Here is a 16,546-nt window from a genome sequence, read left to right as displayed (position 1 = left end):
TCAGACCTTCCGTGGGGCGGTGCCGTCGCTGTGCGGGGCGCTGTTCCGGTCAGGGGTGCCGTCGGTGTGCGGGGTGCGGTCGTCGTGCGGGGCGGTGGGGCCGCGGCCGGTGGCGGCGCGCAGCCAGGTCTCGCAGCCGAGCAGGTTCTCCAGGGCCTGGGGCGTCGTGTTGTCCGGCTGGGGGAGGGCCAGCCGGCGGCGGAGTTCGGCGGGGTCGATCAGGCCGCGGGCCGCCAGCTCGGAGTCGGCGCACACGTCCAGGACGGCGGGCAGGTTGCGGCGCAGGCCCCTGCGGATGTCCTCGCCGAACTCGCCCTTGGTGGACCGCGTGCGGACCGCGTCGGGCACGATGTCCCGCATCGCCGCGGCCAGCAGGGGCTTGTAGCGCCAGGGCCCGGCGTGCTCGTGGGCCGGTACGCGCAGCACGGCGTCGAGCACGGTGTCGTCGAGGTACGGCATGTCCAGCCGCACGCCCGCCTCGGCGTACAGGCCCGCCAGCAGCCGGTATCCGAAGGTGTTCGAGCGGACCACGAGGAGCGTCGTGTGGGTGGCGAGGTCGTCGGCGAGGGGCCGTGCCTCCTCGGCGGCGCGGCGCAGTGCCGCGCGGGCCAGCTCGACGCCCCGGGCGGTCGTCCAGGGCGCCGCGCGCATCGCTCCCAGGCCCCAGCCCAGCGTCGGGCGCCGCTGGGGCGGGCGGGGCGCGGTCAGCTCCTCGGCCTGCTCCCGCCACCACCCGGTGCAGGTACCGGGGTTCGCGATCTCGGCGAGCGTCGCCCGCAGCGGCCAGCGGGTCAGCGCGCAGTAGGCCCGTACGTGCCGCAGAGCGGTCAGCGGGTGGCGGCGCATCAGCGTATGGAGATAGCCGGGCAGGGGGGAGAACAGTTCGTCGCCCCCGTGTCCGGCCAGGTGCCGGCGGGAGCCGTGGCCGGCGAGCAGCCGGGCGCTCCGGCGGATGCGGGCCGTCGCCCGGGTCAGCGACAGCGGCTCCTCGGTGGCGGCCGCGACGGCGGGATCGGCGAAGATCCCGGGGAGTTCGTCCTGCGGCACGACCAGGTGCTCGGCGCGGTCGAGCAGCCCCGCCGCGAGTCCCGCGTAGGCCGCGTCGTCGTTGCCGGCCTCGGCCTCGCCCCAGCGGAAGGTCAGCAGCTCGGGGGTGCGGCGCGCCGCCAGGAAGCTCAGCGAGGTGGAGTCCAGTCCGCCGGAGAGGTCGGCGCTCAACCGGCCCTCGGAGGGCGGCCGTTGCTCCAGTACGGCGGTCAGCGCGTCCCGTACGCCCTGCGCCCCCTCCTCGAACGACCGGTCCCGGGGCGGGGGTTGCCACCACCGCACCTCCCGGTCGCGGTCGCCGTCCCACTGCAGGCAGGTGTCCGGGGCGAGGGTGGCGACGCCCGACCAGGCGCTGCGCGCGTTCGCCGGGTAGGGCACCTGGAGGCCGCAGGCCACGCGCAGCGCCAGCGCCTCCTCGTCCACCCCGCTCCCGGCCGCCGCCGCGAGCACATCGGACCGGTCGGCGGCGATGCGCACCCCGTTCACCCGGGTGTGGAAGACGCGGCGCAGCCCGGAGAGGCTGCCCTGGAACCGGACCCTGCCGTCCACCGAGGCCACCAGGTGGCAGGACCCCCGCAGGGAGGGGACGACCCGGTCCACGTCCGGCAGCCGCGAGACGCCGGCGGCGAGGCGCGCCAGCCGGTCCGCGGTGACCGGGCACGGGCCGATCACGGCGAGCCGCGCCGGGCCCGCCGCGGCCACCGTCACCTGGTCGTGGGGCCACCGGCCGACCAGCCACGGCCGCCCGGAGGCGTGCGGGACCACCTGGGCGTCCGCGAACGGCAACAGCGCCCGGACCGCCGCGCCGTCGGCGGTGTCGGGCAGGACCACGAACCCCGCGCTCATCTGCTGTGCCCCCCCGTCGTTCCCCCTGGTCCCCCGGGCGCAGAGCGGGCCCGCGGGACGTACGGCGTGCGCCCGGATGCCGTGGCGGTCCGGCGCGCCGTGAAGCGAAGAGAGAAGGAGACCGGCCCCGCGTCCGCGGACCCGGCTCCCCCGTCATGGCGTCGGCCGCGTGGCGGCCGGGCGGTCTACCAGTAGTAGTTGAAGAACCAGTCGGGCGACGTGCCGTGCCAGTTGCCCAATGTGTCCTCGGTGAACTCGCCGACCTCGACCAGCGTCGGCGGGACGTACTCCGTGGGTGCTTGCGCCTGCTCGGCGTGCTCGTTCATGGCAACCTCCGTTACCGGCGATGAGTGACACGGGCTTGCGGTGCCGGAATCTAGCACCGGGCGGACACCGGGAATGTGACCCATACCGCACAAGTAGGCCGCCGGAATGCCGGGAGTTCAGGAGAATGTCAGCTCTTGGCGGGTGACAACCGGAAAACGGACGGCCGAAAAAAACCGCCGCGTGCGCCGCCCGCTCCCGGCGCACGCGGCGACCGTGCGGGGCGACGGCCTTGAGGGTCACAACCGGGGCCGGGAGCGAGTTCCCCATTCCGGGCTCTTTGTGGGGAAGTCCACAAACACCGCAAAGGATCTCCCTGGGCTGACACCCTGCACCGAAGAGGGGCCCGCCGCTCCCTCACGGGCACCCGGCGGGCCGCCCGTCCCCCCGTACATCCGCGCTCGGCACCACCCGCTCCCGGGAGATATCGACGCACGACCCGGGAAGCAGACGAGGTCCGTGACCGCTCTGGCTCGGTGGTGTCTCAGGCGCCGCATCGTGGTGATCGCCCTCTGGCTGGCCGCCCTCGCGGGCGTCGCCGCCGCCGCGGGGGTCATGGGACCGGCGTACTCCAACAACTACGAGGTGCCGGGGACCGAATCCGGGCGGGCCGCCGCCCTGCTGGACCGGGCCTTCCCCGGGCAGTCCGGGGACAGCGACAGCATCGTGTGGCACACGGACTCCGGAACGGTACGCTCCGCCGCGGTCCGCAGGACCATGACACGCACCCTGGACAAGGTCGCCGCGCTGCCCGGCGTCGCCGAGGTGCACGGCCCCTACGGCAAGCGGGGCGCAGGCCCGTCCGACGACCCGGACGCCCGGCGGATCAGCGGGGACGGGCACACCGCCTACGCCTCCGTGGTCTTCGACCGGGCCACCGACGACCTGGACCCCGCCCAGGTCGGCACGGTCGTCGACACCGCGCGGGCCGCGTCGGGCCCCGGCCTCCAGGTCGAACTCGGCGGCGCGGGGATCGCGCTGACCGAGGCGCCGCGCGCCCAGCTCCCGGAACTCATCGGACTCGGCGCCGCGGCCGTGGTGCTCTTCCTCGCCTTCGGGTCGCTCGCCGCGACCCTGCTGCCGATCGTCACCGCGCTGGCCGCCGTGGGCACCGCCTCGGCCGGCATCACCCTGCTCGGCCACGTCATGACCGTCGCCGACTTCGCCCCGATGCTCGGCATGCTGATCGGTCTCGGCGTCGGCATCGACTACGCGCTGTTCATCGTCACCCGGCACCGCAAGGGGCTGCGGGCCGGGCTGCCGGTCGCCGAGGCCGCCGTCCGCGCCGTCACGGTGTCCGGGCGCGCGGTCGTCTTCGCCGGGGCCACCGTCTGCATCGCGCTGCTGGGCATGCTGGTCCTGCGGCTGAGCTTCCTCAACGGCGTCGCCCTCGCCGCCTCGCTGACCGTCGTCCTGACCGTGGCCGCCGCCGTCACCCTGCTGCCGGCGCTGCTCGGGCTGATCGGGACGCGGGCGCTCGGCCGGAGGGAGCGCCGTCGGCTGGCCGAGCGGGGACCGCGGCCCGAGCGGCCCGCCGGCATCGCCGCCCGCTGGTCCGGCTTCGTCGAGCGCCACCCCAAGCTCCTGGGAACGGCCGCCGCGGCCCTGATGACCGTCCTCGCGCTCCCCACCCTCGGACTGCATCTGGGCACCTCCGACCAGGGCAACAACCCCGCCTCCTCGACCACCCGCAGGGCCTACGACCTGCTGGCGGGCGACGGACACGGCAGCGGTTTCGGCCCCGGGTCCAACGGGCCGCTGACCCTCGTCGCCACCCTGGAAGGACCCCAGGACCGGATCGCCTTCGGCAAGCTGCCGCAACGGCTGCGGGAGACACCCGGCATCGCCCGGGCCGGCGCGCCCGAGTACGACGGCGGCCACCGCACCGGCGTGATCACCGTCGTCCCCACCACCTCCCCGCAGTCCCGGCAGACCTCCGACCTGGTCACCCGCCTGCGCGCCGACGTGCTGCCCGCGGCGCGGGGGGACGGCACGCTGCGGGTGCGGGTCGGCGGCATCACCGCGAGCTACGACGACTTCGCGTCCGTCATCGTCGGCAAGCTGCCGCTCTTCATCGGCGTCGTCGTCGCGCTCGGCTCGGTCCTGCTGCTGCTCGCCTTCCGCAGCATCGGCATCCCCCTCAAGGCCGCGCTGATGAACGTCGCGGCCGTCGCCTCGTCCTTCGGGATCGTCGTCGCCGTCTTCCAGTGGGGCTGGGGCAGCGAACTGCTGGGCCTGGGCAGCGCCGGCCCGGTCGAACCGTTCCTGCCGGTCATCATGGTCTCGGTGCTCTTCGGCCTGTCCATGGACTACCAGGTGTTCCTGGTCTCGCGGATGTACGAGGAGTGGCAGCTGACCCGCGACAACCGCCGGGCGGTACGGGTCGGCCTGACCGAGACCAGCCGGGTGATCAACTCGGCGGCGGTCATCATGATCGCGGTGTTCGCGGCCTTCGTCCTCAGCGGCGACCGGACCATCGCGATGTTCGGCATCGGCCTGGCCTGCGCCGTCGCCCTGGACGCCTTCGTGCTCCGCACGCTGTTGGTGCCCGCCCTGATGCATCTGCTGGGCGGCGCCAACTGGTGGCTGCCGTCCTGGCTCGACCGGTGGCTGCCCCGGATCAGTATCGAGCCGCCGCCGGAGCCCGGCACGGCGGCGCCGCCCGGACCGCGAGGCGGGGAGAAACCGCTGGTGAAGGCGTAGGACTCGGCACCGGACGGCGCCCGGCGGGACCCTCGCGCCCGGCGTGTCGCCCACCGGCGCCCGCCGGCCGCCCCCGTTCTCATCTCGCTCTCAGACGCGGCACCTACGGTCGCGCCCATGGGAACGACCAGGACGACCGAGAACCGAACCGACGACGAGAAGACCGTGCCGGCGCAGGGGGCCAAGGAGACTGCTGCGATCCCGGAGACCACCGAGGCCGAGGCGGCCGGTAAGGCAGGCGCCAAGGTCGACGAGCACGACGACGACAACGCCGCCCTCGCCGCGCAGGACGAGGCCACCGGCCTCGAAGCGGACGACGGCGCCGACGATCCCGACCACGACACCGGCGTCACCGCCCGCGCCAGCGCGCAGATCGCCGCCGGCGCCGGTGCCGTCGTCGCCGCGGGCCTCGGCCTCGCGTCCGTCACCGGCACCTGGCTCGGCACCACCCTGGCCGAGCGGGCGAACCTGATGGGCCAGATCAAGGTCCAGTCGGGCAAGGCCCAGGCCGCCGACCAGATCTCCGCGGTCTACGGCGCCTCCTGGCACACCAACGCCCTGGTCAACGGCTTCTTCGCGGTGCTCGCGCTGGCCGTGGCCGCGGTGGTGCTGACCCGCCCGCGCGCCACCTGGGTGCGGGCCGTCGCCTGGGGAGGGCTGGCGCTCGGCGTGGTGGGGATCCTGATCTCCGCCGGCATGTACCTCGACCTGTTCGGCAGCATGCCCACCGTCCCCAAGGCCCCCGCGGGCGCCGGACCCTCGGCCCCGTAAGGCCCCCGGGACGCTTCCCTAAGCACCGGACGGGTGCCACGGGCGGCGCCCTGAGGAACCCGCGGGCGTCACCGCGGACTTCCGGGCACCGCCCGGGGCCGGAGATCGGGAACTCTCCCGATGCGGCGGACCCCCTCGGCGACGAGGCTTGAGCACATCGACAAGCCGTCGGCACACCACCGCACCGTCGTCAGGGGAGACACCATGTACCGCTCCGAGCTGGAGATCCGGATCCGTCACGAGGAGCTGCGCCGCGAGGCCGACCGGCAGCGCCTGGCGCGCGAGGCGGCCGGCACCGCGCCGTCCGCCCGCCGCGGCGCACGTTCCGGGACGGACGAACCCGAAGGGCGGGTGAGTACCCGGGGCAGGTGGCCGCGGATCCGCCGCGCCACCGCCTGACCGGGCGGCTCCCATGGCGCCCCAGGTGCCGGCCCCGCCGTCCGCCCCACAGCCGTCCGCCCGGCCCCAGGTGCTCTCCGCACCGGGCCGGGCGCTTCGCCTTCCGGGTCCCACTGCCGGATCGCCGGATTCCTGTGCGATGCTCACCGGCGTGGAGACCAGGTCCGTCAGTCCCGTGTTCGTCGGCCGCGCGGCCGAACTCGCCGTGCTGGGGGACGCGCTCGCCCGTGTCACGGCGTCCGGCGAGCCCCAGGCCCTGCTGATCGGCGGCGAGGCCGGAGTCGGAAAGACCCGCCTCATCGAGGAGTTCGGCGAGTCCGCCCGCGCCCGCGGCGCCCTCGTCGCGTTCGGCGGCTGCATCGAGATCGGCTCCGAGGGCCTGCCCTTCGCGCCGTTCTCCGCGATCCTGCACACCCTCAACTGGCATCTGCGCGACGAGCTGGCCGCCGCTGTCGCCGGCCAGGAGGGCGAACTCTCCCGCATCCTGCCCGAATTGGGGGAGACCCCCGGCGAGGCGCACGACGAGGAGATCGGCCGCGCCCGCCTCTTCGAGCTGACCGCCCGCCTCCTGGAGCGGCTCGCCGCCCACCGCACCCTCGTCATCGTCGTCGAGGACCTCCACTGGGCCGACCGCTCCACCCGCGAGCTGTTCGCCTACCTCCTGCGCTCCCTGCACGACGCGGGCGTCCTCCTGGTCGCGACCTACCGCTCGGACGACATCCACCGCCGCCACCCGCTGCGCCCCTTCCTCGCCGAGATCGACCGGATGCGCACGGTCCGCCGCGTCGAACTCGCCCGCTTCAACCGCGAGGAAGTCCGCTCCCAGATCGCCGGCATCCGCGGCAGCGACCCCGGGGAGGACACCGTCGACCGGGTCTTCCGGCGCTCCGAGGGCAACGCCTTCTTCGTCGAGGAGCTGGCCCGCTCCCTCGCCGACGGCGCGCTGCACGGCCTCAGCGACCCGCTGCGCGATCTGCTGCTGGTGCGCGTCGAGGCCCTCCCCGAGGACGCCCAGCGGGTGGTGCGCACCGCCGCCGAGGCAGGCTCCACGGTCGAGCACGAACTCCTCTCCGCCGTCTGCCGGATGCCCGAGGACGACCTCATCGAGGCGCTGCGGTCCGCCGTCGGCAGCAACACCCTCGTGCCCACCCAGGACGGCACGGGCTACCGCTTCCGGCACGCCCTCGTCCGCGAGGCCGTCGTCGACGACCTGCTGCCCGGCGAGCGCACCCGCCTCAACCGCCGCTACGCCGAGGCCCTGGAGGCCAACCCCTCGCTCGTCCGCGCCGACGTCTGCGCCGCCCGGCTCGCCAGCTACTGGTACAAGTCCCATGACGCCGCCAAGGCGCTGCCCGCCGTCCTCGCCGCCTCCGTCCAGGCCCGCCGCCGCCACGCCTACGCCGAACAACTGCGGCTGCTGGACCGGGCCCTGGAGCTGTGGGACGACGCGCCCACGGAGGTCCGCCAGGGCGTGCGCCCGGTCGACTACGCCGAGGCGTACCCGGCCTGCGGCTGCCACGACGGCGACGCCCTGCGCTTCCTCGACCTGCTCGCCGAGATCGCGGTGGCCGCCCGGCTCTCCGGCGACAACGAACGCGCCTTCACGATCGTCAAGCGCGCCCTGCGGTCGCTGCGCGGCGAGAGCGACCCCCTGCGCACGGCCTGGTTCCTGGTGCAGCGCTCCCGGCTCTGCCAGGGCACCGGCCGCGGCAACGGCTGGGAGGACCTGGGCGCCGCACAGGAGCTGATGCACGGCCTGCCGCCGTCCTCCGTGCACGCCGAGGTGCTCGCCGCCGTCGCCAGCTGGGCGATCCTGCACGACCCGGGCCCCGGCACCTTCGCCACGGCCGAACGCGCCGTGGAGCTGGCCGAGTTGGTGGGCGACGAGGAGGCCGAGCTCAATTCCCGGCTGACCCTGGCGGGACTGCGGGTCGACTCCGGGGAGGTCGACGCGGGCCTCGACGACTTCCGCACCAGCCTCGGCCGCGCCGTCGACCGCGGCTACTTCGCCGTCATCGCCCGCGGCCACGTCAACTTCCCGTCCGCCCTGGAAGGCGTCGGCCGCTCCCGCGAGGCCGTCGAGGTCACCGAGCAGGGCGTCGAACTCACCACCCGCTACGGCCTCAAGGACAGCACCAGCTGGGTCCTGGGCAACCGCGCCGAGTCCCTGCAGTCGCTGGGCCGCTGGGAGGAGGCGGGCCGGGCCGCCGACGACGCCCGCCGCCTCGCCCAGAGCCCCCGCGCCCTCGCGCTGGCCGCCAGCCGCCGCACCGGCCTCGCCCTGGACCAGGGCGACTTCGCCGGCGCCGAAACCGAACTGGCCGTCGCCCAGGAGCACTACGGCACCCACGACCCGCAGCCGCAGCACGCCCTCGTCATGGCGCGGCACGCCCTGCGGATCGCCGCCCACCAGGGCCGCGTCCTCGACGTCCGCAGCGTCCTCCAGCAGGTCCTGGACGCCGGCTTCCCTCCCGGCACCCAGCGCTACGCCTGGCCGCTGCTCTGGTCGGCCACCACCGCCGAGGCCGACGCCCGCGGCCTGCCCGCCGCCGGTCCCGGCCGGGACGCGGTCCTCGCCCGCATCCGGGACGCCGCCAGGAAGCTGCCCCGGATCTGCCCCGTCTGGGCGGCCCACGCCCTCGCGCTCGACGCCGAACTCCGCCGCGCCGAGGGCCGCGAGACCCCCGACGCCTGGGCCGGGGTGGTCACCGCCTTCGAGCCCCTCGACCGCCCGCACGAACTCGCCCGCGCCTGCTACCGCTGGGCGGAGTCCCTCCTGCACGGCGGCGAGCGGGCCACCCTCGGCCTGCAGGGCCGCACCCCGCGCGAGGCCGCCGTGCTCCTGCTCACCCGGGCGTACACCGCCGCCGCGGCGATGGGCGCCCGCCCGCTCGCCGGGGAACTCGCGCTCCTCGCCCAGCGCGCCCGCATCCCGCTGCCCTGCCCGCCGCCGCAGGGCGAGGCGGCGCCGGCGACCGGCGGCGCCGCACCCGCGGACCCCTCACCCGCCGGCGCCGTCCCCGCCGAATCCCTCGGCCTGACGCCCCGTGAACGCGATGTCCTCCGCCTGGTCGCGGACGGGCGCAGCAACCGCCAGATAGCCGACGCCCTCTTCATCTCCCCGAAGACCGCCAGCGTCCATGTCTCCCACATCCTGGCCAAGCTGGGCGTCTCCGGCCGCGGCGAGGCGGGCGCGATGGCACACCGCCTGCGCCTGTTCGGCGAGCCGGTACCGGGCCAGGACCCGGTCGGGACGCCCTGACCGGCATGACGCCCGCGGCGGGTGCCCGGCGAGCGGGCGCCTAGGGCCGCTCCCCGTCCCGCCCGCCGTCCCGCTCCCGGCCGTGGTCCCCGTCCCGCTGCCGCCCCGGCGCCCGGACGACGACGGTCCCCGAGGTGAGGTCGATCGGGCCCTTCCCGGGATCGCCGTCGCCCACGTCGTCGACGACGAGCGACATCTTCTGCCGCTCCTCGTCGGTGTGCTTGCGCCCCGGTGCGAACAGTTCTTCCGCGATGTTGAACATGGTGCCCTGTCCCCTCGTCGGCCGACACGCACCCGTCCCCCTGCCCCCGAGTGTAGGCACGGCACCCGAAAAAGGGATCAGCCGGATCAGCTCACCCGGAGGCGGAGAATCCGGTCATCGCCCTTGTGCGGCGTGCCCCGTCCGTCGGTGTTGCTGGTGACCAGCCACAACGTCCCGTCGCCGGCCGCCACGACGGTCCGCAGCCGCCCGTAGGTGCCCTTCAGGAAGGCCTGCGGCGCGGCCACCGGCCGGGTCCCGTTCAGCGGAATCCGCCACAGCCGTTCGCCGCGCAGCGACGCCATCCAGAGGGAGCCCTTGGCCCAGGCGATCCCGCTGGGCGAGGCGTCCGCGGTCCGCCACACCTCGACGGGGTCCATGAACCCGGCGCCCGCGGCCCTGCCCTTGGCCCGGCCCTCCACCTTCGGCCAGCCGTAGTTCCGGCCCGGCTCGATGACATTGAGCTCGTCCCAGGTGTCCTGCCCGAACTCCGAGGCCCACAGTCGCTTGTCGTCGTCCCAGGCCAGGCCCTGCACATTGCGGTGGCCGTAGTCGTACACCACCGAATCCGCCTCGGGGTTGCCGTGCGCCGGCTCGCCGTCCGGCGTCATCCGCAGGATCTTGCCGCCCAGGGACCGCTTGTCCTGCGCCAGCCCGGTGTCGCCGGTCTCACCGGTGCCGACGTAGAGCATCTTGTCCGGGCCGAAGGCGATCCGGCCGCCGTTGTGGATCCGGCCCTTGGGGATGCCCTTGAAGACCGTGTCGGGCGCGCCCAGCTGATCGCCCTGGGGGCGCCTCTCGTCGTAGTTCATGCGGGCGACGCGGTTGTCGGAGGCGGTGGTGAAGTACGCGTAGACCTGGTGGTCCGCCCCGAACGCGGCGGACACCGCGATCCCCAGCAGCCCGCCCTCGCCCCCCGGCTCCACCCCCGGCACCGACCCCAGCTCGGTGATCTTCCCGCCGTGCGCCGCGATCCGCACGATCTTCCCGGTGTCCCGGGAGGCGACCAGCAGGTCCCCGCCCGGCAGCACCGCCACGCCCCACGGCGACTTCAGCCCGGTGGCCAGGGTGCCGGTCACCTCGACCGAGCCCTTGGCGGGCGGCACGGCCGACGACGGGGCGGCCCCCGGCGAGGCGGCGGTGCCCCGGTTCTTCGCCGGGGCGGAACTCGCCCCGCCCTGCGGCTGCGCGCCGCCGGCCGAACAGCCCGCTGCCAGGAGCAGCGAAGCGGCGGCCAACACGGCGGTGGAGAAACGGCGTTGCACGGCAGATCCTCTCGTCGGCGGGCGTGGACAAGAACACCACACCGCGGCCCGCCGCACGGCGCGTCGTCCGCTGCCCGGGCCACACCCACCTGCCATGATCCGGCCGTCGCCGCCGAGCCGCGAGCGCGACACGCACGGCGGCGTACGCCACCGGGCACGGGTCGCGGCGCCCCGGCTCAGTCCCAGGACCCCAGCGCCGGCGGCAGCGCGGCGATCTCCGCCAGGTCCTCACGGGAGAGCGTCAGCTGCGCGGCCTTGGCGTTCTGGGCGGCCCAGCGCTCCTTCTTCGTGCCCGGCACCGGGACGACATGCCGGCCCTGCGCCAGCACCCACGCCAGCGCCGCCTGCCCCGGCGTGGCGCCGTAGCGGGCGCCGACCCGCCGCAGCCCCGCCACCACCGGCTGGTTCGCGGCCATCATCTCGGCGGTGAAGCGCGGGTGGCGGGCCCGCAGGTCCTCCGGTTCGAAGCCCTGCCCCGGAGTGAGGGTGCCGGTCAGATAGCCGTTGCCCAGCGGCATCGCCGCCAGGAAGCCGATGCCCCGCGACTCGCACCACGGCAGCAGCTCCTCCCGCGCCTCCGGCGACCACACCGACAGCTCCGCCTGCACGCTGCTGACGGGGAACACCTGCTGGACGCGCTCCAGTTGGGCCAGCGTGCCGTCGTGCGTCCGCGAGCGGGGCCGCGCCCCGCCGCCCGCGGGCCGCCGCTCCGTGCGGCCCGCGCGGGCCGTGCGCACCGCCCGCGCACCCACCGCGCACAGCCCCAGCGACCGCACCTTCCCCGCCGCCACCAGCTCCGCCATCGCCCCCCAGGTCTCCTCCACGGGCACCTCGGGATCGGCCCGGTGCAGCTGGTAGAGGTCGATGTGGTCGGTCTGCAGCCGGCGCAGCGAGGCGTCGCAGGCGCGCCTGACGTAACCCGGCCGCCCGTTGGCGACGATGTGCTGCTCGCCCACCAGCAGCCCGCACTTGGTCGAGACGAACGCGTCCGCCCGCCGCTCCTTGAGCACCCGCCCCACCAGCAGCTCGTTGGTGAACGGGCCGTACATGTCGGCGGTGTCCAGCAGGCTGCACCCCCGGTCCAGCGCGGTGTGCACGGCCCGCAGCGAGCTGTCCAAGCTGCGCTGCGACTCGGTGTACCCCCAGCTCATCGGCATACAGCCGAGCCCGATGGCGCCCACTTCGAGAGCCGCCGCACCGATTGTCCTGCGCTCCACCTGGTTGTGCCTCCGTCCCCTCGCCCCCGGTCAAGGGCCAGACCAAACTAACGTCTGAGGAGAACGTCTCTTCGCATAGCCTGCGGCCATGGCAACCGCAGACCAGCGCCCCGCGGCGAACGACGTATGGCTCCCGATCCCGCCCGCCGAGATCGACGGCCTCCCCGCCGGCCTCCACTACGTCCATTGGGACGCTGGCCCCGACTACCCGGCCGACCCGGAACGCTGCGCCTTCTACGCCGTCCCCTACATGAAGGACCCGGAGACCAGCCTGCGCCCGCTGTCGCGGATGAGCCGGGTGCGGGTGGTGCAGACCCTCACCGCGGGCGTCGACGCCGTGCTCCCGGGGCTGGCGTCGATGCCGGCCGGCGCCCGGCTCTGCAACGCCCGGGGGCTGCACGACGCCAGCACCGCCGAACTGGCGCTCACTCTGATCCTCGCCGCGCTGCGCGACATCCCGGGCTTCGTACGGGGCCAGGACGCGGGGGAGTGGCGCCACGGCTTCCGGCCCGCGCTCGCCGACAAGTCGGTCCTCATTGTGGGCTATGGTTCGATCGGCAGTGCCATCGAAGACCGGCTCACACCTTTTGAATGTGCGCGGGTGGCGCGCGTCGCACGCACCGCGCGTGACACTGTGCGCGGCCCTGTGCATCCACTCTCCGACCTGTCCGCCCTCCTGCCCGACGCGGACGTGGTCGTGCTGGCGACTCCGCTCACCGACACCACGCGTGGCCTGGTAGGACCCGGATTCCTGGCGCGGATGAAGGACGGCGCACTGCTCGTCAACGTCGCGCGCGGCGGCGTCGTCGACACCAAGGCACTGCTCGCCGAACTGGAGTCGGGGCGGCTGCGCGCCGCACTCGATGTCACCGATCCGGAACCCCTGCCCCCCGGGCACCCGCTGTGGCACGCTCCGGGCGTGCTCATCACTCCACACGTCGGCGGCCCCAGCTCTGCCTTCCTGCCCCGTGCGAAGCGGCTGCTGCGCGATCAGTTGACGCGTTTCGCGGCCGGGGAGCCGCTGCGGAACGTGGTCGCTACCGCCGAATGAGCGCTTGCGCGTAGCGCTACGAGGCCGTACGACTGCACAGAGTGTCCATCACTCACAGCCGGTCACGCTCCGTAGAGACCCTATGTCCCTGAGTGACGGAACTGGTGTATCGTCCCGAGCGGGGACGACGCCGGGAAGGATGCGGCGCGATGCGAAGGATCCGGAACTCGAGGGGGGCGACGGGCGATGTACAGCCGATGGATGATTCGCGAGAAGCGCGATCCACGAGCGCCCACGGGAATGCTGCGAGACTCCCGGGCACACCGCTCGCGACGATGCCCGGCCCGCCTGAGGGGAAGAGTCCGGTGAGCGCCCCCGGGGCGATGCTCTCCCGGCCGCCGGCCCCGGCCGGCAATCCGCCGGGCGCGGTGCCGCAGATCGTCCTCGTCGTGGTCTGCGGCGGCTACGCCGTCGGCGCCGCCTTCGGCTGGGGCTCGCCCGAAGTCGCCGCGTTCATGGGGGACTTCGGCCTCAGCTTCGCGGCGTTCCTGGCGGCCTTCTCCTGCGGCCTGTACGCCCGCAAGCGCCGTACCCGCTTCCGCCCGGCATGGATGCTGTTCGCCGCGTCGTCCGGGATGGCCGGACTCGGCAACGGCGTATGGGGCTGGTACGAGGTCGTCCAGGGCACCACGGTCCCCAGTCCCTGCCTCGCCGACTTCTGCTTCCTGCTGTTCGCACCACCGGCCATCGTCGGCCTGCTCGTGCTCGCCAAGAGACCGGTGACGGTGGCCCGCTGGATCTGCCTGGGCCTCGACGCCTGGCTGATCGCGGGCTCGCTGGTCACCCTGTCCTGGAGCCTCGCGCTCGCGCACACCGCCCACTTCCAGGGCCGCAGCGTGGCGCAGAGCGCCCTGTCGCTGGCCTATCCGCTGCTGGACATCGTGCTGGTCAGTATGGTGCTCGCGCTGCACTTCCGGCGCTCCTCGGTGCACCGCTCGGCCATCAACACCGCGGTCGCCGCGCTGGCGCTGACGGTGCTGTGCGACGCCCTGTTCAGCTCGCCGCTGCTGCGCGAGCACTACCGCTCAGGACAGATCCTCGACGCCGGATGGTTCGCCGGCTCGATGCTCCTCGCGTACGCGCCCTGGGTCGCCCGTCGCAGCGGCGAGGAGTGCCCCGAGGAGGACGTCAAGCCCGCGGCCCGCCGGGTCCCGCCGCACGGCAGCCGCCCCATCGCGGGCTCGCTCGCCGCCCTCACCCCGTATCTCGCCGCCGCCGTCTGCACCCTGGGCATCCTCACCAACGTCCTCGACGGGCGCCGCATCGACCGCGTGGTGCTCTTCACCGGCTGCACGGTCGTCCTGGCGCTGGTCGTCCGCCAGGGCATCATGCTGCTCGACAACATCACCCTCACCCAGGAACTGGCGCAGAAGGAGAACCACTTCCGCTCCCTGGTGCAGGGCTCCAGCGACGTCATCATGATCGCCGCCCCGACCGGAGTGCTCCGCTACGTGAGCCCGGCGGCCGCCGGGGTCTACGGCCGCGACGCCGAGGAGCTGGTCGGCTCCGAACTGGCCTCGCTGATCCACCCCGAGGACCTGGGACGGGTGGTGCACGAGGTCCGCAGATTCCTCGCCGCCGCGCCCGAGGACGAACCGACCACCCGCATCGAATGCCGCTTCCGCGCCGGCGAACAGCGCCTGGGCGGCGACGGCTGGCTGAACGTCGAATCCACCGTCAACCGCCACCACGGCGGCCTGATCTTCAACTCCCGCGATGTCACCGAACGTGTCCGCCTGCAGGCCCAGCTCCAGCACAACGCCTCGCACGACGCGCTCACCGACCTGCCCAACCGCGCGCTGTTCACCGAGCGCGTCACCCAGGCCGTCACCGGCCGCCGCGCCAGCGACCACGACACCGCCGTGCTCTACATCGACCTCGACGGCTTCAAGCAGGTCAACGACACCATCGGCCACCAGGCGGGCGACGAACTGCTGATCCAGGCCGCCCGCCGGCTCGGCGACTCGGTGCGCGCCGGGGACATAGCGGCGCGCCTGGGCGGCGACGAGTTCGCCGCCCTGATCACCGGCGACGGCACCCGCGACCTCGCCGCTCGCGAGTTCCGCATCCACGAGATCGCCGACCGGCTGCGCATCAAGCTCTCCGAGCCGTACCGCATCGACGGCCGGGACGTCCGGGTCGCGGCCAGCATCGGCGTCGCCTTCGCCGACCCCGGGGTGAGCCCCGCGGGCCTGCTGCGCAACGCCGACCTCGCGATGTACCGCGCCAAGCAGGCCGGCAAGGGCCGGGTGGAGCTGTACGCGCCCCAGATGCAGAGCGAGGTGGCACACCGTGCCGAACTCGCCACCAAGCTCCGTACGGCCCTGCACGACGGCGAGTTCGCACTGCTGCACCAGCCCGTGGTGGAGCTGGCCGGCGGCCGGGTCACCGCGGTCGCGGCGCACGCCCGCTGGCGCTCCGCCCAGGGCATCCTGTTCACCCCGGCCGAGTTCCTGCGGGTCGGCGACCGCGGCCGGTTCACCGAGGACGGCGACCGCGCCGCGGAGCTGGACCGGTGGCAGCTGGAGGAGGCCGTCGAGCAGGCCGCGGCGCGCCACCGCGCCGGCTACCCGGTCCCGGTCGCCGTCCGGCTCTCCGCCCGCCGTCTGCTGGATCACGCACTGTCCCCCGCGGGCGTCGAGGCGCTGCTCACCCGGCACGGCCTGCCCTCGCGCGCGCTCGTGCTGGAGCTGTCCGAGAGCGACTCCCGTATGCCGCTCGACGACCTGGAGCGCCGGCTGGTCGCGCTGCGCCGCCTCGGGGTACGGATCGCTCTCGACGGCTTCGGCAGCGGCTATGCGGCCATCGGCGCGCTGCGCCGGCTCCCGGTCGACATCCTGCGGCTGGATCGCGGGCTGATCGACGGGGTGGTGGAGTCCGCCCGGCTGCACAAGATCACCGCAGGGCTGCTGCGGATCGCCGGAGACCTGGGCATGCAGTCCGTCGCGGACGGCGTCGACCTGCCCGAGCAGGTCCTCGCGCTGCGCTCCATGGGCTGCACGCACGGCATGGGCATGGCCTTCTCCGGGCCGCTCGACGAGCACCGGCTGCGGCGTTCTCTGACGCACGCCCACTACCCGGTGCCGGAGCTTCCGGGGCAGAGCCGGGCGGTGGTGCTCACGGGCAGCGGACTGCCCGTCCGGCACGGCGGACCGGCGGGTCCGGATTCGCTCATGCATCCGCCATTGCGCTCAAATAGTGAGACCTCCGTCCCACCCACTTGACACTCGGTGCACGGCGGGGGGAGGGTCTGTGACATGCGCACCCGAATTCTCGTACTTGGAAAGCGCGTCGGCTGAAGCTGGGCCCCGGACGAAACCCGGCTCACATCCCGACGCGCTCCCCTCGCTTGCCACCTGGCACGGGGGGTTTTTTGTTGCACAGCAACCTCACAAATCCCGT

11 protein-coding genes are annotated in these 16,546 nt (G+C 74.2%); 6 read left to right on the top strand and 5 right to left on the bottom strand.

Annotated elements, in window-relative coordinates; translation table 11 throughout:
* Complete coding sequence (locus tag K7396_RS10950) at nt 1-1,878, bottom strand: lasso peptide isopeptide bond-forming cyclase (RefSeq protein WP_086718320.1); 1,878 nt, start codon at nt 1,876-1,878, stop codon at nt 1-3.
* 200 nt (nt 1,879-2,078) lie between these two features.
* Complete coding sequence (locus tag K7396_RS10945) at nt 2,079-2,219, bottom strand: lasso RiPP family leader peptide-containing protein (protein WP_143589101.1); 141 nt, start codon at nt 2,217-2,219, stop codon at nt 2,079-2,081.
* Nucleotides 2,220-2,676: 457 nt separating this feature from the next.
* Between K7396_RS10945 and K7396_RS10940 the strand changes: the two genes are divergently transcribed.
* The 4 genes from K7396_RS10940 to K7396_RS10925 all read left to right on the top strand — a co-directional run bounded on the left by K7396_RS10940 (nt 2,677) and on the right by K7396_RS10925 (nt 9,352).
* Complete coding sequence (locus K7396_RS10940) at nt 2,677-4,920, top strand: MMPL family transporter (RefSeq protein ID WP_086718321.1); 2,244 nt, start codon at nt 2,677-2,679, stop codon at nt 4,918-4,920.
* Between the two features lie 117 nt (nt 4,921-5,037).
* Complete coding sequence (locus K7396_RS10935; RefSeq protein ID WP_086718322.1) at nt 5,038-5,691, top strand: hypothetical protein; 654 nt, start codon at nt 5,038-5,040, stop codon at nt 5,689-5,691.
* Nucleotides 5,692-5,811: 120 nt separating this feature from the next.
* The gene (locus K7396_RS10930; protein ID WP_223659865.1) at nt 5,812-6,090 is read left to right on the top strand and encodes a hypothetical protein; all 279 of its coding nucleotides are present in this window, start codon (nt 5,812-5,814) and stop codon (nt 6,088-6,090) included.
* Between the two features lie 139 nt (nt 6,091-6,229).
* The gene (locus K7396_RS10925; RefSeq protein ID WP_086718323.1) at nt 6,230-9,352 is read left to right on the top strand and encodes a helix-turn-helix transcriptional regulator; all 3,123 of its coding nucleotides are present in this window, start codon (nt 6,230-6,232) and stop codon (nt 9,350-9,352) included.
* Between the two features lie 40 nt (nt 9,353-9,392).
* Here K7396_RS10925 and K7396_RS10920 read toward each other — a convergent pair whose 3' ends face one another.
* The 3 genes from K7396_RS10920 to K7396_RS10910 form a co-directional block, all read right to left on the bottom strand.
* On the bottom strand, nt 9,393-9,614 hold the full coding sequence (locus K7396_RS10920) for a DUF6191 domain-containing protein (RefSeq protein ID WP_086718324.1): 222 nt from the start codon (nt 9,612-9,614) through the stop codon (nt 9,393-9,395).
* 86 nt (nt 9,615-9,700) lie between these two features.
* A complete protein-coding gene (locus K7396_RS10915; protein WP_152104856.1) occupies nt 9,701-10,876 on the bottom strand; it encodes a PQQ-dependent sugar dehydrogenase in 1,176 nt (391 codons plus the stop codon).
* A gap of 176 nt (nt 10,877-11,052) precedes the next feature.
* Nucleotides 11,053-12,093: an aldo/keto reductase gene (locus K7396_RS10910; RefSeq protein ID WP_152104855.1), complete on the bottom strand. Its 1,041-nt coding sequence runs from the start codon at nt 12,091-12,093 to the stop codon at nt 11,053-11,055.
* 88 nt (nt 12,094-12,181) lie between these two features.
* On the opposite strand from K7396_RS10910, the gene K7396_RS10905 reads away from it, so the two are divergent.
* The gene (locus K7396_RS10905) at nt 12,182-13,144 is read left to right on the top strand and encodes a 2-hydroxyacid dehydrogenase (protein WP_086718734.1); all 963 of its coding nucleotides are present in this window, start codon (nt 12,182-12,184) and stop codon (nt 13,142-13,144) included.
* A gap of 305 nt (nt 13,145-13,449) precedes the next feature.
* Entirely contained in the window at nt 13,450-16,368 is a 2,919-nt protein-coding gene (locus K7396_RS10900) for a putative bifunctional diguanylate cyclase/phosphodiesterase (protein WP_373866950.1), read from the top strand.
* Nucleotides 16,369-16,546 lie beyond the last annotated feature (178 nt).

Origin of the sequence: Streptomyces angustmyceticus (assembly GCF_019933235.1) — a bacterium.
Classification (GTDB): domain Bacteria; phylum Actinomycetota; class Actinomycetes; order Streptomycetales; family Streptomycetaceae; genus Streptomyces; species Streptomyces angustmyceticus.
This window is presented reverse-complemented; position numbering and strand designations above follow the sequence as displayed.